The organism is Hyphomicrobium sp. 99, from assembly GCF_000384335.2.
In the GTDB taxonomy this organism is placed as follows: Bacteria; Pseudomonadota; Alphaproteobacteria; order Rhizobiales; family Hyphomicrobiaceae; genus Hyphomicrobium_B.
The window spans coordinates 1219192-1239304 of sequence record NZ_KQ031382.1; the positions used below are offsets into that span (position 1 = coordinate 1219192).

Consider the following 20113-nt stretch of genomic DNA (forward strand, 5'->3'; position numbering starts at 1 on the left):
CGGTGTAATGGTCATCCGGCCTGCTGAATCAGCGACGGCTCGCCCGTCGTCATCGCGGAGCCCAAAGTGGGCCTTCGCACGACATGCCGCGCCGAAGCTCAGACTTCCCAAAGCGAAAGCGGGAGCCGCAAAATTTCCGAGTGATATCGACGTTTTTCACTCATCACGAAAATCGTGAAACCCCGCCAATCCCCCTTTATTCCCTGCCAAGCCCCGGACAGCGGATACGGCTCTTGTTTCCGTTTTCAAAAGCGGGAATATCCCTCTCGAACGCGAACACATTTGCAGAGAGGAGGCATCATAGCGAAAAGCTAATTCGAAAATTCGCCCACTCCATTCATTGCGCCAAGTTACATCGGCGAATGACCTGCCCGGATTAGTACCGAGGCGAGAAGGAGGAGAAGACGCTTCAAACCAAGCCTAAACTGGGTTCGTCCGGGTGACGTTCGCCAGCAAATGGCAAAATTGTGGCTGGGGGACTAGGATTCGAACCTAGACAGGCAGAGTCAGAGTCTGCAGTCCTACCATTAGACGATCCCCCAAAGCCGGGATCAGGCGGTCGTTGCCGCCGGAGCGCGGGTCATAGCAGCAGCCTCCGATGTCTGCAAGCGTGGCATCCGGGGTCTTCCTGACGCGGATCAGACTTTTGAACAGCAAGAGCAACTGCCTCGTTATTACAGGGGCGAAGGGACCGGGACACGGGGATTTGGCCAAACCCGGCCACCCGGAGTTTTCGCTGGCAGCCCGCCGCAGCTATTTTGGCGCCGCGAGGAGTTCCGGCCGGTACTCGAAGTGCATCGTATCGTAATGGTACCACCGGCCACCCCAGATGAAGCCGTGCTTCTCGAAGATGCTGACGATCTCCGGCGGGATCTCGTTTCGGAAGGCGTAGGAATGCCCCGAACCCTCTTTCGCCCATCGCCAATAATGTGATCGTCGCGTCGCGATATCGATCGCAATGCCATAGCCGTGACCCGAGCGCTGTTCGGTTCCGGCGATTGTCCGGCAGAGATAGCCGCCGGCGGCCGGAACCAGAAAGACATCGAACTTCGCCGGAAGCGCGTCGAGCTCGTGACTGACGGCCTGCAAGTGTTCCGCGACACCGTTCAATCGGGAGATTCGGATCTTTTGTCCGGATTTTGAAGGTAGCCACGTGATCGTTGTCAGCGACGAAGCGAACCCTGGCTTCGCGCAGTCGCCGTAGATCTTCGTGAAGAAAGCCTCATTCCGTGCGCGGCCGGGATCGAAATTCCGGGCAGGTGCAACGGCTGGCGCGCCCTGCGGATACGGAAATCGAAACATGTCTCGAATATCGGGGTTCGCAAGCCACGCATCGAACGGCTTGTCCTTCCCGTCAGTGATCGGAAGCCTCGAGCCGTCGCGGAAAACGATCTTGTCCCCGTCGACGCCCGAGACGAATGCCGGATAGGCAGATCGCAGCCGCGATTCCAGTTCGGCGCTGCCGATGCTGTCCGCGAAAGCCGGCGATGCAAGCTGGCAAATGCCAGCAGCAGCCAGCGCCACGAGGAAAATTTCCGTTCTCCTCAGCATAGATAAATCACTTCAAATCCGCGCAGAATGCGTCTCGCTCGTTTGCGTCGTTAAGCAATGGCCCGCCGGAGCTTTACGACGGAACGCGACCTGCTACACTCTAACCAACAGAGGTCCAGATCAAACGGCCTGCGGAGCGCGGCTGCATTGCGGCAAGTCAGCGCTATACCAGGTCCTGGAGAACGACGTTGAAGCCTGCAAATTCAATTCCTGACCGGTCCGACGGTTCAGGTCCCCCAGACAACTCTGACGACGACTTTGACCCTGTCTCGGGACAGGAAAAGCTGGCGCTAGCGGGAAACCGCTTTGGCAACGGGGCCGAGCGCCAGTTTCGTCACAGAAGCCTGTCGACGCCCGGAATTCTGTCAAACCGGCTGGGCTCGGCTTCGAAGCTCGAGAGCCCCGCGGAATGGCAGCGGCAGAGTTTTGACGAACGGAATTTTTCCATAGGTTCCAATCGCCCGAGTGATCAGATCTACGGGGCGCTCGATCTCGGCACCAACAATTGCCGGCTGCTTCTGGCGCGGCCCTCGCGACGCGGCTTTCGCGTCGTCGACGCGTTCTCGCGCATTATTCGTCTCGGTGAAGGCGTCAGCCAGACGGGCCGTCTTTCCGATCTTGCGATGAACCGCACCCTGGACGCGCTGCGGGTCTGCGCTGGGAAATTACACCGTCACCAGGTTTCGCGGACGCGTCTGGTCGCGACGCAAGCCTGCCGCGTTGCCACGAACGGATCGTCCTTCGTCGATAAGGTCAAAAATATCTTCGGCCTCGACATCGAGATACTGACGCCGGAGATCGAAGCGCACCTGGCCGTCGCCGGCTGCGCGACGTTGATCGATGCCGCAGCCGATTACGTTCTGGTGTTCGATATCGGCGGCGGCTCGTCCGAGATCGTCTGGCTTGATATGACGCGGCTCGGCTCCAGACGGGATGTCTTGACCGGCCGCTCCGACGTCAATGATGCGATCGTCGCCTGGGAGTCGCTTCCCGTCGGTGTCGTGACGCTGGCGGAACACTACGGCGGCCGCGATGTCACCCCTGCAACTTTCGCGGCAATGTCGAATGCCGTGACAGATCTTCTTCTGCCGTTTGAAGCCAAGCATCGGTTTCGCGATCTGATGGCCGGAAAGCCTGTACACTTCCTTGGCACGTCCGGAACGGTTACGACCATCGCCGGCGTGATGCTCGGACTTGAGCGCTACGATCGCAAGCGCGTCGATGGAATTTGGTTGAACGTTGGCGACATTGACGATGTAACGTCCAAGCTTCTCGCTCAAAGCTATGAGGAGCGTATCATGCAGCCCTGCATCGGGCGCGAGCGAGCCGATCTCGTCCTCGCCGGCTGCGCAATACTTGATGCAATATTGAAAATGTGGCCCGCGGATCGCCTGCGCGTTGCAGACCGTGGACTGAGAGAAGGCATTTTGATGCGACTGATGATGGAAGACGGCGTCTGGCGTGCCGGACGCCGCCGGCGTGGACGCTCGAAGCGGTCAAACGGTGCTGAGCAATCGTGACAGGCAAGGGAAACAATAAGGGCGGCGGCAGCGGCGGCATCCGCAGCAGCTTGAGCGGCGGCCAGCGCCAGCTCCGCACGAACGTGAAGACGGCTAGGAAGCGCTCCGCTTCGTCGGCGCGCTGGCTCGACCGCCAGTTGAACGATCCCTATGTCGCAGCTTCAAAGCAGCAGGGGCTGCGCTCGCGCGCGGCATTCAAACTGCGCGAGATCGATGCGCGCTATCATTTTCTGAAACCGGGTCAGCGCATCATCGACCTCGGAGCGGCGCCGGGCGGCTGGTCGCAGGAAGCGGCGGAGCGCGTCAAGGCAGCGGAGGGTAAGGGCCAGGTCGTCGCCATCGACTATTTGGACTTCGAGCCGATCAAAGGCGTCGAGATCATCCAAATGGACTTCACCGACCCGACGGCCGAAGACCTGTTGAAGTCGCGTCTTCGGGGCGGCCGGGCCGATATCGTTCTGTCCGACATGGCCGCGCCGACGGTCGGGCACGCCAAGACCGATCACATCCGCATTATGGGTCTTGCCGAAGCTGCGGCAGCCTTTGCGGCGGATGTCTTGGAGCCGGGCGGCGTCTTCCTTTGCAAGGTCTTCCAGGGCGGCACCGAGCGCGACCTGCTCGACGCGCTGAAGCGCGATTTCAAGGTCGTACGCCACGTGAAGCCGCCGGCCAGCCGCTCAGATAGCTCCGAGCTTTACGTGCTGGCGACCGGCTTCCGGGGGAAGAAAGTAGAAGAAAATACGGAAGAAGAAGCCGACTGACGGCCGGGGATTGGTTCTGCGCCCCTTGGGCGCCGGGGCAGGGGGGCTACGCTCAACTGCCCTGCCTGCGGCCAAATCCGAAGCAAATCTCATGGGGGCTTTGAACCCCGTGATGTCAATTTGGCAGCTTCCTGCGACACCCCCATGACGATTGGCGGGTAATTTTCCGCCCTACGTTGAATTGATTACCAAGATCCCCATTTGACGCGGCTCGGGCGCTTCCAAGCGCGGAACCTTGGTGATATAGACCGCGCGACAATGTTCCGCCCCAGGGGGCCAAGAACGTGTCGCCCCCACAAAATATTGGAGAAGTCCGCATGACTTCGAGCCTATCCGCGCTCGATTCGGGGATCGCGCTTACGTTCGACGACGTTTTGCTCGTTCCTGGCCCGTCCGACGTGATGCCAGGACAGGCGGACGTCTCGACCCAGCTGACCAAAGCCATCCGTTTGAGCATTCCTCTTCTGTCGTCGGCTATGGACACCGTCACCGAGGCAAGGCTCGCGATCGCGATGGCCCAAGAGGGCGGCATTGGTGTGATCCACCGCAACCTGACCATCGAGGAGCAGGCGCGGCAGGTCGGACTGGTTAAGCGTTACGAAAGCGGCATCGTCCTCGATCCGGTGACGATCGCTCCGCAAATGACACTCCGTCAGGCCCTCAAGCTGATGGCTGACAAGGGCGTGACCGGCGTTCCGGTCGTGGAGGGTGGAACCGACACGCCGGACGGCAGTGCCGGGAAAGGCAAGCTCGTCGGCATTCTGACGAACCGCGACGTGCGCTTTGCAACACGGTTAGACCAGCCGGTCTCCGAGCTGATGACCCAGCAAAATCTGGTGACCGTTAAGCGCAGCGTCTCGCAGGAAGAAGCCAAGCGGCTGCTTCACCAGAACCGCATTGAAAAGCTGATTGTCGTCGACGACGCTGGCAATTGCATCGGCCTCATCACGGTCAAGGATATCGAGAAGGCCGCGAAACATCCGAATGCGTCGAAGGATGCCCAGGGACGTTTGCGCGTCGCCGCCGCGACGACGGTTGGCGAAGACGGCTTTGAGCGAACCGAACGTCTCATCGCCGCCGGTTGCGACGTGATCGTGGTCGACACCGCCCACGGCCACTCCGCGAAGGTCATCGATGCGGTCGCGCGCATCAAACATCAGTCAAACAGCGTGCAGGTGATCGCCGGAAACGTCGCGACGGCCGATGCAACCAAAGCATTGATCGAAGCGGGTGCCGACGCGATCAAGGTCGGCATCGGTCCGGGCTCGATTTGCACGACACGCATCGTGGCGGGCGTCGGCGTTCCGCAGCTGACGGCTGTCATGGAATGCGCGAAGGAAGCCGCGCGCTCGGGCGTACCCATCATCGCGGACGGCGGAATCCGCTTCTCCGGCGACATCGCCAAGGCGGTAGCAGCCGGAGCATCCTGCGTCATGATCGGATCGCTTTTAGCTGGCACCGACGAGGCGCCGGGCGAAACCTATCTGTATCAGGGCCGCACCTATAAGTCCTACCGCGGCATGGGCTCGGTCGGCGCCATGGCGCGCGGCTCGGCGGACCGCTACTTCCAGGCTGAAGTGCGCGATACGCTGAAGCTCGTCCCGGAAGGCATCGAGGGGCAGGTTCCCTACAAGGGTCCGATGGAAGCCGTCGTTCACCAGCTCGTCGGCGGCCTGCGCGCCGGCATGGGATACCTCGGAGCCAAAACGATCCCGGAACTTCAGAAGCGCGCCAAGTTCGTTCGCATCTCCCCGGCTGCAATTCGCGAGAGCCACGCCCACGGCGTCATGATTACCCGCGAAAGTCCGAACTATCCGGGCGTTGGTGGTTGAGCTAAAGAAGTTGAGTATTCGAGCGAAGCAAACTGGCGAGGGGGACACCAATGACGTTCACTGATTTCCTCTTGCCGGTTTTCGTCCAAGTCTTGCTGATTTTCCTGCTTCTTGGCCTCATGGGCCGTGAGCGCCTCGGCAGTTTGGCGAGTGGCGAAGTCAAGGCGGACGACGTTCTCTTGACGGACGCGAACTATACGACCCGTGCCCGGCAGTTCGGCAATTGCTTCCGCAATCAGTTCGAAATGCCGATGCTCTTCTTCGTGCTGATCGCGTTCATTCTGATCACACGCACGGGCGACATTCTACTATTGGCGTTGGCTTGGGCTTTTGTGCTTCTGCGGTTTGCGCACGCCTACATCCACACGACCAGCAATGACCTTAACTGGCGTTTCAGAGCGTATGGCGCCGGGGTGATTGTCCTCATCGTCATGTGGGTGCTCTTCGCCGCGAAAATTCTAACAGGCGTTTGAGATTGCACCAAATATGAAAGCCGGAGCCCGCATCGCCGCGGCGATCGAGGTATTGGAATCCATCCTCAATCGCTATCAGCCCGTTTCCATCGCTTTGACCGATTGGGGAAAAGCTCACCGCTTCGCGGGATCCGGAGACCGCAACGCCATTGGCGGCATGGTCTACGACGCGCTGCGCCGCCGCGCCTCGATTGCCTGGGCGCTGGGTGCCGACACGCCGCGTGCGCTCGCCATCGGTGCGGCGCCCTCGGCGCTGGGCCTGACGCCGGAAGCCGTGATCGCCGCCTGCGACGGAGCCGATCATTCGCCGGCGCCCTTGACCGAGACAGAGCAACTCGGCCTGACACGTCCGCTGGACGGGGCGCCTGACCATGTCCAAGCCGACATTCCCGAATGGTTGTGGCCGGCCTTCTCCGGCCAGTTCGGAGAGCGCGCCATCGCCGAAGGCCAAGCCATGGCGCGGCGCGCACCCGCCGATCTCAGGGTCAACACACTGAAGTCTACGCGCGAAAGAGTTCTGAAAGCGCTCGCGAGCTTCGGAGCCGAGCCCTGCGCCATTTCCCCGACGGGCGTCCGCGTTCCGCCGCCGGTTGGCGCGCAACGCACACCCAACCTGCAAGCCGAAGCGGCGTTCCAGGCAGGCTGGTTTGAAATCCAGGACGAAGGCTCGCAGGTCGCAGCGCTTCTCTCAGGCGCCGGACCGAGGAAGCAGGTGCTCGATCTTTGCGCTGGCGCGGGCGGCAAGACGATGGCGCTCGCCGCGATGATGCAGAACACCGGCCAGCTTTACGCCTACGATGCCGATCGCAACCAGCTGAAGCCGATCTTCGAACGGGTGAAGCGCGCTGGCGTGCGCAACCTGCAGGTGCTTCGAGCCGGAGACGAGGCCGCGGTCGATGCGCTCGGTCCCCGCTTCGACGTCGTCCTCGCGGATGCTCCCTGCACGGGAACGGGAACTTGGCGGCGGCGACCCGATGCCAAGTGGAAAGTGAAGCCGGAAGCGCTGACTGCGCGGATGGCGGAGCAACGGACCGTGTTGAAGCGCGCCGCGGCGCTGGTAAAGCCCGGCGGCCGGCTCGTCTACGTCACCTGCTCGCTTCTCCCCGAAGAGAACACTGAGCAGATCGCACGTTTCCTGGCGGACAACGCAGCCTTCACCGCCGTCCCCATCGCGGAAGTTTGGGATGCGGGCTCCGGCGATCTTCCCCAGTCCGCAGACGGCCGGACCGATTCGCTTTTGCTGACGCCGGGGCTACATGGCACCGACGGTTTCTTCATCGCCGTCCTAGCGCGCATGGCCTAAGCCAAGTTTCTGTGGATTGATCCGAGGAGGGAGTCTCCTGTCCCTCCCGGCGGCGAACGCCAAATATTGTCAGTATTCGTTCTCTTCCCGGACTGTTTTTTTCTGCCCGCGCCCGCGAGGCAGAAATCCTGGGCGCACAGCCATCACTTAAATGCCTACTTTTCGCCGTTGACATCGCACGCGACGAAACTATGTGATGCAACGTTTGCTGACGGCTAGCGGCAAATCGAGGGACAGGTGCCATGGTTCGCTTTCTGCGGTCGCGCCGTGCCCACGCTCGTGAGGCCAATTGAGGTCATTGAATGAGCGACAGGCCCCACTCTTTCCTCACTCCGAAATGCGAAGTTCATTCGACTCCAGATCGCGGCGGCCACACCGTCGTCGCGCGAGAAGCCATCGCCAAGGGCGAGCTAATCGTTGTCTGGAGTGGAACGCTCATTTCCGGCGAAGAATTGAACGAGATGCCTCAAACCGTGCGTAGATATTCTCTGCAGGTCGAGGAAAACCAATATCTCGTGTCTCTCTCCGACTGTGAGCCGCCGGATTACGTGAACCATAGTTGTGAGCCGAATTCCGGTCTTTCCGGACAAATCACGCTCGTGGCTATGCGCGACATCCAGCCCGGCGAGGAAATCACCTACGATTACGCGATGAGCGACGGCTCCCCCTACGACGAGTTCGCCTGTTCGTGCGGCTCGTCCCAGTGCCGGGGGCACGTCTCGGGAGAAGACTGGATGCGGTCGGATCTCTGGCGCCGCTACGCGGGCTATTTCTCGCCCTACCTTCAGCGCCGTATCCTGGCTGCCGAAGCGCTCCGGTCTCTCGCCGCCAAGCGCCGGCGTTCCGCGCGGAAGGTATCCGAAACCGTTGTGGTTCCAGGAGAGTGAGCCGCTATTTTCCGCCGAGCTTTTGCGCGACATGCGCGTCAAAAGTCCGGTAATCGCAGGTCATTTCTTCTCCGGCGCGAATATCCCGAACCGCAATGTCGTAGCCCTCGATCGCCCCGGGCTCATGGACACCTGCCGTGTTGGGTTCATCGGCATGGTTCATGAAACGCGCGTTATCGGCGCAGAGCACGAATACGCCGCTCGCCGCATCGAGATAGGTGTGGTCGAGAATGTTCGATCGCGCGGGCTCCGGCAGCCTGTCGATATCGCGTTCCGTCAGAAGTCTGTCGAAATCGCGCATGAAACGCCACGTTACAGTGCCCGTGGGGATGTCTTCTTCCGCGAAAAGGCCAATCCCCGCGATATCGCTTGGACCGATCCGGGTTTTGACCATCAGCATCGACTAGCTCTCCACCTTATCCAAAAAAACCTCGCAAAAAAATCACCTGTCCCGTGTTTCTCGTTCCAATCAAAAGTAATGCGTTGACTGATAAAAACCGGGCCGCTCTTATCGCAGTAAAACCGGAGGGCTTCCATCGGAAGGGAAGGGCGGGGGAATGCTTTATATGCCATTTGTCGATGGATTGCGTGCACTCGCGATAATCGCCGTCGTCGCGTACCATGCTTTTCCCGGCGTGATCACGGGGGGCTTCGCTGGCGTTGATGTTTTTTTCGTCATCTCGGGATTTCTAATCACATCCCTGGTGGTCAACGAAATCTCGGACGGTAGTTTCTCACTCTATCGCTTTTTCGTCCGCCGCGCCCGCAGGCTTCTGCCTGCGGCGTTCGCCTGCCTCGTCGTCGTGACGGTTCTTGCAGGCTTCATCCTGCTGCCGGATGCCTTCTGGTATTACGGGCGTAGCCTTCTGTCGTTCGTCGGTTTCTTCGCTAATGTCTTCTTCTACGATACGGGCGGATATTTCTCCGCTCCAGCTATTGAAAAGCCGCTGCTGCATACTTGGTCGCTCTCGCTCGAAGACCAGTTCTATCTAACGTGGCCGCTCTTCCTGATGCTGGCGGCACCGTTTCTTTCGAAGCGCACCATCATCGGCGTCGTGCTCATTGCAATTGCGGCATCGCTCTGGCTGGCGGAAGCGAAAGTTGCCGTCAATCAAGAATACGCGTTTTTCATGCTACCGGCGCGCGCCTGGGAGCTACTTTCCGGTGCGGCCCTTGCACTGGTCGCGCCGCAGATAAAATTGGGAAGAACGGCAAGCGAGTCCTTGAGCATCGCTGGCCTGATAGCCGTCCTCGGAAGCTTCTTTCTTCTCAGTTCAAGTTCGGATTTCCCGGGCCTGAACGCAGTCCCGGCCTGCTTGGGCACCGTTGCCATCATCGCCGGCTGCATCTCGCAGAACGTTTCATTGAGACAGGTGCTGAGTTACCGGCCGGCGATATTCGTCGGACTGATTTCCTACTCGCTTTATCTGTGGCACTGGCCGCTCCTCGCGCTCGCCAGTTATCGCTTAGAGCGGCCGCTGAATGCCGGAGAAGCATCGGTGATCGTCCTCATCAGCGTGATTGCAGCGGCTGCCTCCTGGCGTTGGGTCGAGAGACCTTTCCGCGTTTCGCATCGTCCGGCAGAGGGCGCGACGCGAGATCGATCTGATCTGAAGTTTGTCACGGCCGCTCTGTCATGCCTTTTGGTGCTCGGAGCGGCTGCCGGAACTATCAAAGCCATGAAAGGCGTACCCGAGCGATTTGCATCCGATTCCCGGCGCATTTTGAGCCAGCTCGTTGCGGGCAACCCGAATCGAAGGGCCTGCGATAACTTCCAGAACGTCTTTGCCAACGATGACATCTGCAATTTCGGGAAACGGCGCGAGCCTGGAGGCTCGTACGAAATTGCGCTCTTCGGCGACTCGATGAGCGATCATTGGACGCCGCTCGTCGCCAAATATGCCGAAGATCATAATCTCTCCGGGCGGCAGGTCACGAATGGCGGCTGCGCATTGTTCTTCGGCGTTTCGATCCCCGCTCAAAAGGAAGATAAGGCGCGCGAATGCGCCTCATATCAGAGCGAAGCGAAGAAGTTCATCGAGCAAAACTCGAACCTCAAGATCGCAGTCGTCTCAGGGTATTGGGAGAAATGGCTTGCTCTTTTGAATGCCGCCGACAAGGGACAGGTAAAATCCACGGACCAAGCCGCCAGCGCCCTATCGAATTTCGATCAGGCGCTGGAGACGACCGTGCGGACGTTCACCGATCGAGGCATCAAAGTGGTGATGATCGGTCAAATCCCTACTTACGATCCGCTGCCAGTTCGCTGCATAATAAGCGCGATCGAAAATCACCGGGACGCTGCATCGTGCGGTAAGTTGAAGACGGCGGCCTTGGACGAGCTGAAGCGGTCCAATGCAGCATTGCTCCGGGTCGCAGCCGCTAATCCCGGCGTCAGCGTTTCCTTGCCGTCCGATTTCATGTGTCAGCAGGAGCGGTGCTCGCCAGTGATGGATGGCGTTCTGCTTTATAAGAATGGCGGACACGTCAACCAATTTGGTTCCCGCCTTCTGGAGCGGTTCGTAAAGTTCCCGGAGATCGCGCAAGAGTCTTCGCTCCCCCGGTCTTGATGCGTCACGTGACCGCCGATCCGATTTGCGATTATCAACGTTTAGTTACCTGAGCGGGAAGCAGTTCGCCGCCCGGCCCAATGAAGGACCGGAGGAAATTAGGAGCGATATCGTTGCGCAATATTGGATCACTTATCATTTTTGCGGCGCTCGTCGCCATCGCGGCAACCTCCGGCGCGACGTTCATGCCGGGCGACTGGTACGCTTCGCTCAATAAGCCAGCTTGGACCCCGCCCAATTGGGCTTTCCCGGTCGCCTGGACCATCCTTTACATCCTGATCGCCATCGCTGGCTGGCTGACGTGGAAAGCGGCGGGCTTCACACACGCGACCGTCGTCTGGGGTATAGCGCTGATCCTGAACGCGCTCTGGTCCTATATCATGTTCGGGCAGCACCAAATTTCTCTGGCGCTTCTGGAACTCGTCGCTCTCTGGATCGCGATCATCTTGTTTATCGGGATGGCCTGGCGAGTCGATGCCCGCGCGAGCTACCTCTTCCTGCCGTATCTCGCCTGGGTAACGTTCGCCGGGACCCTGAATTTCGCGGTTTGGCAATTGAATTGAAATGGCTTTCGGCCCTGGCTGCGCCATTCCCGCGCCCGGGCCGCACTGTCGCAGCGCGAGGGCCTAGGCAGGCGTTGCGGCAGACGCCGTCTTCGCGTAGGGGATGGCCTTGAACAGAGGCTCGCCCGACTTTGACCGACGCCGTTCTCATCATCGATTTTGGAAGCCAGGTGACGCAGCTCATCGCGCGACGCGTGCGCGAGGCGGGTGTCTATTCTGAAATCCACCCGTTCCAGAATGCCGCCGAAGCGTTCGCCAAGCTGAAGCCCAAGGCAGTCATCCTGTCGGGCAGCCCGGCGTCCGTGACCGAGGAAAATTCTCCGCGTGCGCCCGACGCTGTTTTCTCATCCGGCGTGCCAGTCTTCGGCATCTGCTACGGCCAGCAGACGATGGCCGAACAACTTGGCGGCAAGGTCGAAAGCGGCCACGACCGCGAATTCGGCCGCGCCTTCCTTTCGATTGGCAAACCGAGCCCGCTGTTCGACGGGACGTGGGCACCGGGTGAGCGCCATCAAGTCTGGATGAGCCACGGCGACCGCGTCACGCGCTTGCCCGAAGGTTTCGAAGTGATCGCGACGAGCGAGAACGCTCCGTTCGCCGCCGTCGCCGACGAGAAACGACGCTACTACGCCGTACAGTTCCACCCGGAGGTGGTGCATACGCCGGATGGCGCGAAGCTCATCGCCAACTTCGTCCACAACATCGCCGGTATCAAATCCGATTGGACGATGGCCGCCTACCGTCGCGAGATGATCGCCAAGATCCGCAAGCAGGTCGGCAAAGGCCGCGTCATCTGCGGATTGTCGGGCGGCGTCGATAGCGCCGTCGCAGCCGTCCTCATCCACGAAGCGATCGGCGATCAACTGACCTGCGTCTTCGTCGATCATGGTCTGATGCGGCAAGGCGAGGCGGACGAGGTCGTCGGCCTCTTCCGCGATCACTACAACATTCCGCTGGTCCACGTGGACGCCTCCGAGCAGTTCCTGACGGCGCTGGAAGGCGTCTCGGATCCGGAAACAAAGCGGAAGACGATCGGCAAGCATTTCATCGACGTCTTCGAAGCAGAAGCGAAGAAGATCGGCGGCGCCGAATTCCTGGCGCAGGGCACGCTCTACCCCGACGTCATCGAAAGCGTCTCGTTCACCGGCGGTCCGTCCGTCACGATCAAGTCGCACCACAACGTCGGCGGCTTGCCCGAGCGCATGAACATGAAGCTCGTGGAGCCGCTGCGCGAACTCTTCAAGGACGAAGTTCGCGCGCTCGGCCGTGAACTGGGACTTCCCGAAGCCTTCGTCGGTCGTCACCCATTCCCCGGGCCAGGTCTCGCGATCCGCATTCCCGGAGAAATCACGCGCGAGAAGCTCGAGATCTTGCGAAAGGCCGATGCCGTTTATCTCGATGAGATCCGCCGCGCTGGTCTCTACGATGCCATTTGGCAAGCCTTCGCCGTTCTCTTGCCCGTCCGCACCGTCGGCGTCATGGGCGACGGCAGAACCTACGATCACGTGCTTGGACTTCGCGCGGTCACCTCCGTTGATGGCATGACGGCGGACTTCTACCACTTCGACATGGCCTTCCTCGGTCGCGTCGCTACACGCATCATCAACGAGGTCCGCGGCGTCAATCGCGTCGTCTACGACGTGACCTCAAAGCCCCCCGGCACGATCGAGTGGGAGTGAAATCGTTCGCGACTGCGCCGGACCGAGTTGCGCTGCAATTGGAGTGCGCACGCAACTGATACTGGCGGATGTCGATACCAGTTGATTCCTCCTGCATCTGGGGCCTCTCGGGTCGGGTGAGGGGGGTAACGCTGCCAAGCGGCATCCTGTCGCGCGATAGATCGGGTTCCACGCCGTCGGCTTAAGCTTTTCGCAATGGCAACCAATCGATAATCCACGCGCTTTCGCCAACCGTTCCAGAGTTCTACCGTGCCGCTGGACTACCATTCGCTCCTGACGGCTTTTGTTCTTTCCGGCTGCGGATTGGCGATCACATTTTTCGTCAGCTGGCTTGTCTCCAGGACGGAACGCTTCCTGATTGCCTGGAAGCTCGGCGTTTCCTTCATGGCACTCGGCGTGCTCATCTATAGCTGGTACGCAAAGACCATGTCTCCGGCGCTCGGCGCGGCCGGAAACACGATCTTGCTGACTGGCCTCGCCATCGTTTTCGGTGCCGGCCGGGAGTTTCGCACCGGCGTTTTCCCCTGGCGCGGCGTGGGCATCATCGCGGTCACCTCTTCCACCGCCATGGCAGTTCCCATGCTGGCCGGCTACAACGGTGCCTCCATCGTCGTGCTGAATATTGCGGCGACGGTGATCCTGCTTGTAACGGCCTGGGACTACTGGCTCGGGCGCGCTGAAGCCCGACTAGCCATCGCGCTGCTGACAGCCCTTTATATCCTGACAGGGCTCTCCTTCGTTCCTTGTGCAATCGTGCTGCTGTATGCCGGCGAATGGCGCCTGTCGCAGATCCCGTCGAACTGGGCAGAGGACCTCAATATCGGCATATGCTTGACCACCCTCGCCGGCATCGGCGCCCTTTCCTTGGTGCTCAACCAGGCGCGGTTGGCATGCGGCCACAAGCGTGACGCCGAAACCGATCCTCTCACCGGCTTGCTCAATCGGCGCGCGCTGCTCAGCCATATCGCGGACGACATCGAAGGCCCCGCCGCGCTCGTCATTTTCGACATCGATCATTTCAAGATTATCAACGATGTCCATGGACATCTGGCCGGCGACGAAGTGTTGCGAACTTTCGGGGAGATCCTCAAGTTATCCTCTCCGCCGCAAGGTCTCGCGGCGCGGCTCGGTGGCGAGGAGTTCGCGCTGCTGGTGCCTGGCGCCTCACTCGTCACAGCGGCGCTTCTCGCGGACGTCGTGCGCATGCGCCTCGCCAAACGCCATTTCACCGGAAATGGCGGCTCATTCAACAGTACCGTCAGCGCCGGCGTGTCCTGTTCCGAGGATGCCGCCACCGATTTCGAAACGCTGCTACGCGGCGCCGACAATGCACTCTATGCTGCCAAGCGGGACGGCCGCGACCGGGTCGCCGTCAATTCAGGCAAGATTGAATTCCTAGCTCACATCCGGTCGTTGCAGGACGGTCAGCGCGGTCCTATCGACCTCGACTTTGTCAGACTCAAGACTGGCTAGGCGTCGGAAGTCATGAAGCGTTCGTCGGCCGCCATCCGTTCCCGGGACCCGCTCTCGCGATCCGCATTCCCGGAGAGATCACGCGCGAGAAGCTCGAGATCTTGCGAAAGGCCGATGCCGTTTATCTCGATGAGATCCGGCGCGCCGGTCTCTACGATGCCATCTGGCAGGCCTTCGCAGTTCTTCTTCCCGTGCGCACCGTTGGCGTCATGGGCGACGGCCGAATCTACGATCACGTGCTGGGACTTCGCGCGGTAACCTCCGTCGACGGTATGACCGCCGACTTCTACCACTTCGACATGGCGTTCCTCGGTCGCGTCGCGACGCGCATCATCAACGAGGTCCGCGGCGTCAATCGCGTCGTCTACGACGTGACCTCAAAAGCCCCCGGCACGATCGAGTGGGAGTGAGCCGGGCAATCGGCTCACGCGATCGCCTCTCCCAACCTTCCTGATTTAGGCAGACGGTGCGCGTGCCAGCTGCAGCGCAGCCTCGACGCCGCCTTCAAGAATCTGCTCCGCCTCCGCAGCGTCGGACACGGCCCGCGCGAACTGGAGGGTTCCGACCATCAGGCCGAAGATAGCCGTCGCGCGGCGAACGCTTGCCGCGGTGCCAGCGTCCGGAAGCAGTGCGGCCAGCGCCGAAACGTAGTTTTGCAGAGCGTCCTCGTAGATTTGCCGGGTGGGCAGCGGCTGGCGGGCGATTTCCGGGAGCAACGCCGCCGAGGGGCAGCCTCCTGCCGGGTCTTCGAGGTGGGCGCGGTTCAGGTACCGCCGGATCGCGCCCTCTAGGTCGATACCCGTCCGCTGTTCTTCATCGAGTCCATCTTGCTGGTTGGCGAGCGCATTCGCCAACGCCTCACGAACGAGCGCCTCCTTGGACTCGAAGTGGGCATAGAATGCCCCGTTGGTCAGGCCGGCTTCGCCCATGATCCCGGCGATTCCCGCAGCGGAAACCCCATCTCGGCGGAAGCACTTCGACGCCACATCGACGATGTGCCGCCGCGTCGCCTCCTTATGACCCTTCTCGAAACGCATCTTTCCTTCCCGTTTCTCGGAATGCTGCCGTGCTTACGTCGCAGCCGCCTCGAGCACCGCTTGTAGGTCGCGATCAAGCTGCTGCGCAACGGCATCGACCTCACCGTCGCCGAACTGGCCGAAGACGGATGCGGGCCGATCATATTCAAAGGCGACCATGCCATCGCCATCCTCGCGCAGCAGCACGCGGATGGGCGCATAGAGCCCCGCTGACAATTGGTGACGCGTCATCTTTGACGCCGTGAGCGGATTGCCGATGTCGTACTGCAGCGCTTGGCGCTCTAGCCCTGCGATCGACAGCAGTGCGCCATGGTTGCGCTGCCCGAAGATCGAGAGCGGCGGACACGTTTCCAGCTCTCGTCGCGCGCGCTCGCTTTCGCCGTACTGGAGCAGCGTGAAGATCCCATCATCGATGCGGGGCACCAGCGTCTCGAGCTTGGCCCGGACCTTATCGAACGGTCTGTTGGAGCCGATGGTAACGTGCTCGACCGAAATGCTCCGCACAGAGGTTGCTCTATTGTTCATCTGATAATCCATCTTGTTGGTTGTCCTCCTGTCAGATCGGTGCCGGCCGGGTACCCAAGACACCTTCGATCCGGCGTGCGAGGCCCAGAAGCTCCCGGTCCCGGACCAAGGGCGCGTCGAGTTCCAGCCCTATCGGAAGCCCACCGCGCGACAAGCCAACCGGAAGGCTTATGCCCGGCAGACCCACGCTGCTCGCCGACACCGTGTGGTTCGCCAGCGTAATGTTGCTGACGTCCCGCCCCGCGATCTGGAAGCTCGTCTGCTGTTCGATCAAAGGCGCGGTGCAGGGCGTCGTCGGCTGCAGAAGGGCATCCGCACCGTGGTCGATGAACACCTTGTCGAACCGGCGCTGGATTTCGGGGCGGCTCACGGACAGCGCGGTCTGATAGGCCTCTGCGGAGATAGCGCCGCCACCTCCCGGCAAGACCATGTGTCCCCACGTCTCGTGAAGCTCGGGCCGGAGGCCCTCGTAGATCGTCTCGAACGTGATCGGGATGTTGTGGCTGCGAATGAACTCCGAGATCGCGCCCATCGTCTCATGGAAGAAGATGTTCCATGTCGCGGTCTGGATGAGCGCGTTGAAGTCGTCGCCCAGATCCACCTCCACGACCTCTGCGCCTGCTTCCCGCAGCCGCCGCACAACATCGCGGAAACGTGCTTCGACCTCAGGGTCGACAAGCTCGAGGAATTGCCGCGGCGCGTAGGCGAGCCGTGCTCCCTTCATGTCGTATCCGGCCTTTGGTGGCTTTGCACTCTGCTCACCGGTCACGACCTGATCCACGAGAGCGCAATCCTCCACGCTGCGGGCGAACACGCCCGTCGTGTCGAGCGTATGCGAGATCGGCGCGACGCCATTGCGCGGCCATCGCCCGGTCGTTGGCTTGAACCCCACCACGCCGCAGAGCGACGCGGGTACACGGATCGATCCGACGGTATCGCCGCCGAAGCTCGCGGGTACGATGCCGGCGGCGACGGATGCAGCGGAGCCGCTTGATGATCCGCCCGACACGCGATCGTGGGCGTGCGGGTTTTTCACCTGACCATAGCGCGCGTTGGTGCCGGTCAAGCCGTAGGACATTTCCACGAGGTTGTTCTTGCCGAAGACGAGTGCGCCCGCAGTCTTGATCGCACGGACAGCGTCCGCATCTTCTCGCGGGACGAAGTGGGCGAGACTTCCCAGGCCCAAGCTCGTCGGCAGCCCTGCCGTGAGATAGCTGTCCTTCACCCCGAGCGGCATGCCGAGGAGCGGAGCCGCTGACCCGGCTGCACGCGCCTTGTCTGCATCTCTCGCGGCGGCAAGCACGGCGGCCTCATCGATCGTAATGAAAGCGTTGAGTTCGGCCTGCGATCGCGCCCGCTGCAGCAGCGCCGCCGTGTAGGCTTCCGACGTGATGTCGCCGTTCCGAACTGCGACGGCGGTCTCCGCGAGCCCGAGCGAGGTGAGGTCCGCGGTCTTACCTTCGCTGGCTTCCGCACTCGTCGTGCACATCGTCGCGCTGGCTGCTGCAGCGCAGACGCCGAGGGCGACGACCTGTCGACGGTTCATGTTCTCGGCATTCATCTGTTCGGTCCTCCATTGCATTGGATTGCGCATTGGCTTGGCTTGCGGAGACGGTCCGCACGGCCGGTTTCACGACCGCACGGGCGGCTTGGCTCAATTAAATTACGATCGTAATATCACATTATGATCGTAATGCAATGGGGATTTTCTGGGGCGTCGCTACGCGCCTGGCGGCCGGCTCCGCGCCAGCGGATCGCCAGGCACAAACCAAAAAGTTTACGCGCCCTTAGGCCACCCCTCCTAAGACCGGCGTGCTGATATCGGGGGGCCAAGCCATGACCGTCGTGCGCAACTTTGTGATGGCGAGCGCATGCACGCTCATTTCCGCTTTCGCCGCGTTACCGGTAGCTGCTGACGAAATTCCTCAAGGTCCCGCAGGCGACGCGTTCTACATCTCACCGTCGGAATTGCCCGCCGGTGAGCGCGGCTCGTTGATCTATGTGCGTGCTCTCGATGGCACGATGGCGCTTCCCAGTGCGGCGCGGAACAGCTTGGTGCTCTATCGTTCGCTCGACCAAAATGGAAAGAGCACGGTCGTTTCCGGAACGGTTTCGATTCCAAATGGCGAACCGCCGGAAGGCGGCTGGCCGGTGATCACGTGGACCCACGGCACGACGGGCCTCAACGCGATCTGCGCACCCTCTCGCGATACCGCTGAGGGCCCCGAACATCCTTACATCGAGACGATCTCGCACCTTCTCGACGGCTTTGTGAAGAGCGGATTTGCGGTTGTCGCGACCGACTATCAAGGTTTGGGCGTCGCGGGCTTCCATCCCTTCTTGCAAGGCGTACCCACCGGGCGAAACGCGCTCGACATCTTGCGCGCCGGACGAAACCTGGAGCCGAAGATCGGCAAGCGCTACGTTGTGATGGGCCATTCTCAGGGCGGGCAAGTCGATCTCTTCGCCGCGTCGCAAGGGCCGTCCTACGTTCCCGAGCTGGAACTTTTGGGCGACGTCGCCTTCGCGCCCGGATCGCAGATCGCCGAACGTCTCAAGGCCGTGATGACATCGGCTAAGACCGAGCTGTCACTTCCTTACGTGCTCTATACCCTTCAATCCTACGCGAAGACGGATCCGGCGATCGATCTGAAACGCATTCTGACCGCGGAAGCGATCGCGCATCTGCCGGACCTGCACGAGCAGTGCATGAGCCACGCGTTGATGACCGGCTATTGGTCGACCGCGATCGCAAAAGACCAATTCGTCGCGAACCCTGATCTAGAGCCCTTCCTTAAATTCGCCGCCGAGAATGAAGCCGGCGCGTTGAAAATTGCCGCGCCCACTCTTGTAATTCAAGGCACGCAGGACGTGACGGTATTCCCGTCGACGACGAACGCGCTGGTTCGGCAGATGTGCGCTGGTGGCGATGCCGTTGAATACAAAGTCTTCGCCGGAGCCGATCACAACGGGTCGATGGTCTCCGGCGGCGCAACCACTGAAGAATGGATCAAGGCTCGCTTCGCAGGAAAACCAGCGCAAAACGATTGCGAAACCATCTTGAAGACAGCCACCGACTGACGACTGGTCAGTCAAGAGCCTGATCACGGTGCGATCTTCCGATGGGCGGCCAGTCTCTCGATAGGCGCTGCATTCAAAACGGATAGTCCCAGCCAATCCGCCATGCGATTGAGTTCTTCGCGCAGTGCTTCGGCCGTATGCCGCGGTGCGCCCTCCTCGAAGTGCGCACGCTGCACGATCAGTGTGCCGGTCTGGCGGTCGGCTTTGAGGTCGACCGGCGCGACGAGGGCGCCGTCGAGCAGAAAAGGGAGAACATAATAACCGTGCTCGCGCTTGGCTGCGGGCGTGTAGATCTCGAGGCGGTAGCGAAAGCCAAACAGGCGCTCAGTTCGCTCGCGACGCCAGATGAGCGGATCAAAGGGGGAGAATCCCACCGCAGAGATCGAATTCATGAAAGGCGAAAAGATTTCCACGGGTGTCAGTGCTTCTGACATCGACGAAATTCGTGCACTCTTCTTGCGGCAAGCCGCAGGCGAAACCGCCCACGACATCGACGAAATCGATGCCGTGCTTGCGCGCACACCGCCAGGGCAGCCGGATCCGGTGAACTTCGTGGCCCGCGCCTACCGCTTCTGGGGTCGCGAGGCTGTTATCGATCACTTCCGCACGACGTTCGCCGGCACCTGGAAATTCGAACCCGACGAGAGCGCGATCCAGGTCATTCCTCTCGGCCCGGACGTCGCCCATATCTATGCACCGACGCGCATTACCGCAGGTGCGGCTGGCCAACAGGCGGCCACCTATGAATTCCTCGTCAATGAGTTTGCGATCCGCACTCCTGACGGTTGGCGCATCTCGGCCATCGTCCCCGTGCCAGTGAAGTGAGGGAGAAAGCGGCTCCGAGGCGGACCTCGGCTC

18 protein-coding genes, 1 tRNA gene and 1 pseudogene are annotated in these 20113 nt (G+C 61.1%); 13 read left to right on the forward strand and 7 right to left on the reverse strand.

Going from position 1 to position 20113, the window contains the following annotated elements; translation table 11 throughout:
- Positions 1 to 468: 468 nt before the first annotated feature.
- Positions 469 to 542: transfer RNA gene (locus G359_RS06030), tRNA-Gln, on the reverse strand.
- Between the two features lie 211 nt (positions 543 to 753).
- Entirely contained in the window at positions 754 to 1551 is a 798-nt protein-coding gene (locus tag G359_RS06035) for a M15 family metallopeptidase (RefSeq protein WP_045835391.1), read from the reverse strand.
- 188 nt (positions 1552 to 1739) lie between these two features.
- Between G359_RS06035 and G359_RS06040 the strand changes: the two genes are divergently transcribed.
- The 6 genes from G359_RS06040 to G359_RS06065 all read left to right on the forward strand — a co-directional run bounded on the left by G359_RS06040 (position 1740) and on the right by G359_RS06065 (position 8327).
- Positions 1740 to 3071: a Ppx/GppA phosphatase family protein gene (locus tag G359_RS06040; RefSeq protein ID WP_052699212.1), complete on the forward strand. Its 1332-nt coding sequence runs from the start codon at positions 1740 to 1742 to the stop codon at positions 3069 to 3071.
- The gene (locus G359_RS06045) at positions 3068 to 3832 is read left to right on the forward strand and encodes an RlmE family RNA methyltransferase (protein WP_045835392.1); all 765 of its coding nucleotides are present in this window, start codon (positions 3068 to 3070) and stop codon (positions 3830 to 3832) included. The genes G359_RS06040 and G359_RS06045 overlap by 4 nt, the downstream gene beginning before the upstream one ends.
- A 317-nt stretch (positions 3833 to 4149) precedes the next feature.
- Positions 4150 to 5664 carry an IMP dehydrogenase gene (gene guaB / locus G359_RS06050; RefSeq protein ID WP_045835393.1) on the forward strand — a complete coding sequence of 505 codons (1515 nt, stop codon included), beginning with the start codon at positions 4150 to 4152 and terminating at the stop codon, positions 5662 to 5664.
- A 50-nt stretch (positions 5665 to 5714) separates the two neighbouring features.
- A complete protein-coding gene (locus G359_RS06055) occupies positions 5715 to 6137 on the forward strand; it encodes an MAPEG family protein (RefSeq protein ID WP_045835394.1) in 423 nt (140 codons plus the stop codon).
- 13 nt (positions 6138 to 6150) lie between these two features.
- Complete coding sequence (locus tag G359_RS06060; RefSeq protein ID WP_045835395.1) at positions 6151 to 7440, forward strand: RsmB/NOP family class I SAM-dependent RNA methyltransferase; 1290 nt, start codon at positions 6151 to 6153, stop codon at positions 7438 to 7440.
- Positions 7441 to 7742: 302 nt separating this feature from the next.
- Positions 7743 to 8327: an SET domain-containing protein gene (locus G359_RS06065; RefSeq protein ID WP_045835396.1), complete on the forward strand. Its 585-nt coding sequence runs from the start codon at positions 7743 to 7745 to the stop codon at positions 8325 to 8327.
- A 4-nt stretch (positions 8328 to 8331) separates the two neighbouring features.
- Here the strand turns inward: G359_RS06065 and G359_RS06070 are convergent, their stop codons facing one another.
- A complete protein-coding gene (locus tag G359_RS06070) occupies positions 8332 to 8727 on the reverse strand; it encodes an SET domain-containing protein (RefSeq protein WP_045835397.1) in 396 nt (131 codons plus the stop codon).
- Between the two features lie 157 nt (positions 8728 to 8884).
- Between G359_RS06070 and G359_RS06075 the strand changes: the two genes are divergently transcribed.
- The 5 genes and pseudogenes from G359_RS06075 to G359_RS06095 form a co-directional block, all read left to right on the forward strand.
- On the forward strand, positions 8885 to 10897 hold the full coding sequence (locus G359_RS06075; protein ID WP_045835398.1) for an acyltransferase family protein: 2013 nt from the start codon (positions 8885 to 8887) through the stop codon (positions 10895 to 10897).
- A 113-nt stretch (positions 10898 to 11010) separates the two neighbouring features.
- Positions 11011 to 11460: a TspO/MBR family protein gene (locus tag G359_RS06080; protein WP_082073061.1), complete on the forward strand. Its 450-nt coding sequence runs from the start codon at positions 11011 to 11013 to the stop codon at positions 11458 to 11460.
- Positions 11461 to 11591: 131 nt separating this feature from the next.
- Positions 11592 to 13139 (forward strand): glutamine-hydrolyzing GMP synthase, encoded by a 1548-nt coding sequence (gene guaA / locus G359_RS06085; RefSeq protein ID WP_045835400.1) that lies wholly within the window; start codon positions 11592 to 11594, stop codon positions 13137 to 13139.
- Between the two features lie 249 nt (positions 13140 to 13388).
- Positions 13389 to 14612: a GGDEF domain-containing protein gene (locus tag G359_RS06090; protein ID WP_045835401.1), complete on the forward strand. Its 1224-nt coding sequence runs from the start codon at positions 13389 to 13391 to the stop codon at positions 14610 to 14612.
- Between the two features lie 2 nt (positions 14613 to 14614).
- Positions 14615 to 15022, forward strand: a pseudogene (locus G359_RS06095) (GMP synthase (glutamine-hydrolyzing)); the annotation flags it as partial.
- 45 nt (positions 15023 to 15067) lie between these two features.
- On the opposite strand, the gene G359_RS06100 reads toward G359_RS06095, so the two are convergent.
- From G359_RS06100 to G359_RS06110, 3 genes are read right to left on the reverse strand one after another with little or no spacing between them, the layout of a single operon-like run.
- A complete protein-coding gene (locus G359_RS06100; protein ID WP_045835403.1) occupies positions 15068 to 15649 on the reverse strand; it encodes a TetR/AcrR family transcriptional regulator in 582 nt (193 codons plus the stop codon).
- Between the two features lie 33 nt (positions 15650 to 15682).
- Positions 15683 to 16174: a DUF302 domain-containing protein gene (locus tag G359_RS06105; RefSeq protein ID WP_045837716.1), complete on the reverse strand. Its 492-nt coding sequence runs from the start codon at positions 16172 to 16174 to the stop codon at positions 15683 to 15685.
- 31 nt (positions 16175 to 16205) lie between these two features.
- Complete coding sequence (locus G359_RS06110; RefSeq protein ID WP_045837717.1) at positions 16206 to 17663, reverse strand: amidase family protein; 1458 nt, start codon at positions 17661 to 17663, stop codon at positions 16206 to 16208.
- A 347-nt stretch (positions 17664 to 18010) separates the two neighbouring features.
- Between G359_RS06110 and G359_RS06115 the strand changes: the two genes are divergently transcribed.
- Positions 18011 to 19255, forward strand: coding sequence for an alpha/beta fold hydrolase (locus G359_RS06115; RefSeq protein ID WP_052699213.1), 1245 nt, complete (start codon positions 18011 to 18013; stop codon positions 19253 to 19255).
- A 23-nt stretch (positions 19256 to 19278) separates the two neighbouring features.
- Here the strand turns inward: G359_RS06115 and G359_RS06120 are convergent, their stop codons facing one another.
- Positions 19279 to 19647 carry a DNA glycosylase AlkZ-like family protein gene (locus tag G359_RS06120; protein ID WP_045835404.1) on the reverse strand — a complete coding sequence of 123 codons (369 nt, stop codon included), beginning with the start codon at positions 19645 to 19647 and terminating at the stop codon, positions 19279 to 19281.
- On the opposite strand from G359_RS06120, the gene G359_RS06125 reads away from it, so the two are divergent.
- Positions 19646 to 20080 carry a YybH family protein gene (locus G359_RS06125; RefSeq protein ID WP_045835405.1) on the forward strand — a complete coding sequence of 145 codons (435 nt, stop codon included), beginning with the start codon at positions 19646 to 19648 and terminating at the stop codon, positions 20078 to 20080. The two genes, G359_RS06120 and G359_RS06125, sit on opposite strands and share 2 nt — an antisense overlap.
- Positions 20081 to 20113: the final 33 nt, after the last annotated feature.

Bases quoted from the DNA above. Each gene is read 5' to 3' on its own strand.
- G359_RS06125 (WP_045835405.1), top strand. From the start codon at position 19,646: ATGAAAGGCGAAAAGATTTCCACGGGTGTCAGTGCTTCTGACATCGAC.
- G359_RS06105 (WP_045837716.1), bottom strand. From the start codon at position 16,174: ATGAACAATAGAGCAACCTCTGTGCGGAGCATTTCGGTCGAGCACGTT.
- G359_RS06065 (WP_045835396.1), top strand. From the start codon at position 7,743: ATGAGCGACAGGCCCCACTCTTTCCTCACTCCGAAATGCGAAGTTCAT.
- G359_RS06075 (WP_045835398.1), top strand. From the start codon at position 8,885: ATGCTTTATATGCCATTTGTCGATGGATTGCGTGCACTCGCGATAATC.
- G359_RS06055 (WP_045835394.1), top strand. From the start codon at position 5,715: ATGACGTTCACTGATTTCCTCTTGCCGGTTTTCGTCCAAGTCTTGCTG.
- guaB (WP_045835393.1), top strand. From the start codon at position 4,150: ATGACTTCGAGCCTATCCGCGCTCGATTCGGGGATCGCGCTTACGTTC.
- G359_RS06115 (WP_052699213.1), top strand. From the start codon at position 18,011: ATGACCGTCGTGCGCAACTTTGTGATGGCGAGCGCATGCACGCTCATT.
- G359_RS06100 (WP_045835403.1), bottom strand. From the start codon at position 15,649: ATGCGTTTCGAGAAGGGTCATAAGGAGGCGACGCGGCGGCACATCGTC.
- G359_RS06070 (WP_045835397.1), bottom strand. From the start codon at position 8,727: ATGCTGATGGTCAAAACCCGGATCGGTCCAAGCGATATCGCGGGGATT.
- G359_RS06060 (WP_045835395.1), top strand. From the start codon at position 6,151: ATGAAAGCCGGAGCCCGCATCGCCGCGGCGATCGAGGTATTGGAATCC.
- G359_RS06110 (WP_045837717.1), bottom strand. From the start codon at position 17,663: ATGTGCACGACGAGTGCGGAAGCCAGCGAAGGTAAGACCGCGGACCTC.
- G359_RS06035 (WP_045835391.1), bottom strand. From the start codon at position 1,551: ATGCTGAGGAGAACGGAAATTTTCCTCGTGGCGCTGGCTGCTGCTGGC.
- G359_RS06120 (WP_045835404.1), bottom strand. From the start codon at position 19,647: ATGAATTCGATCTCTGCGGTGGGATTCTCCCCCTTTGATCCGCTCATC.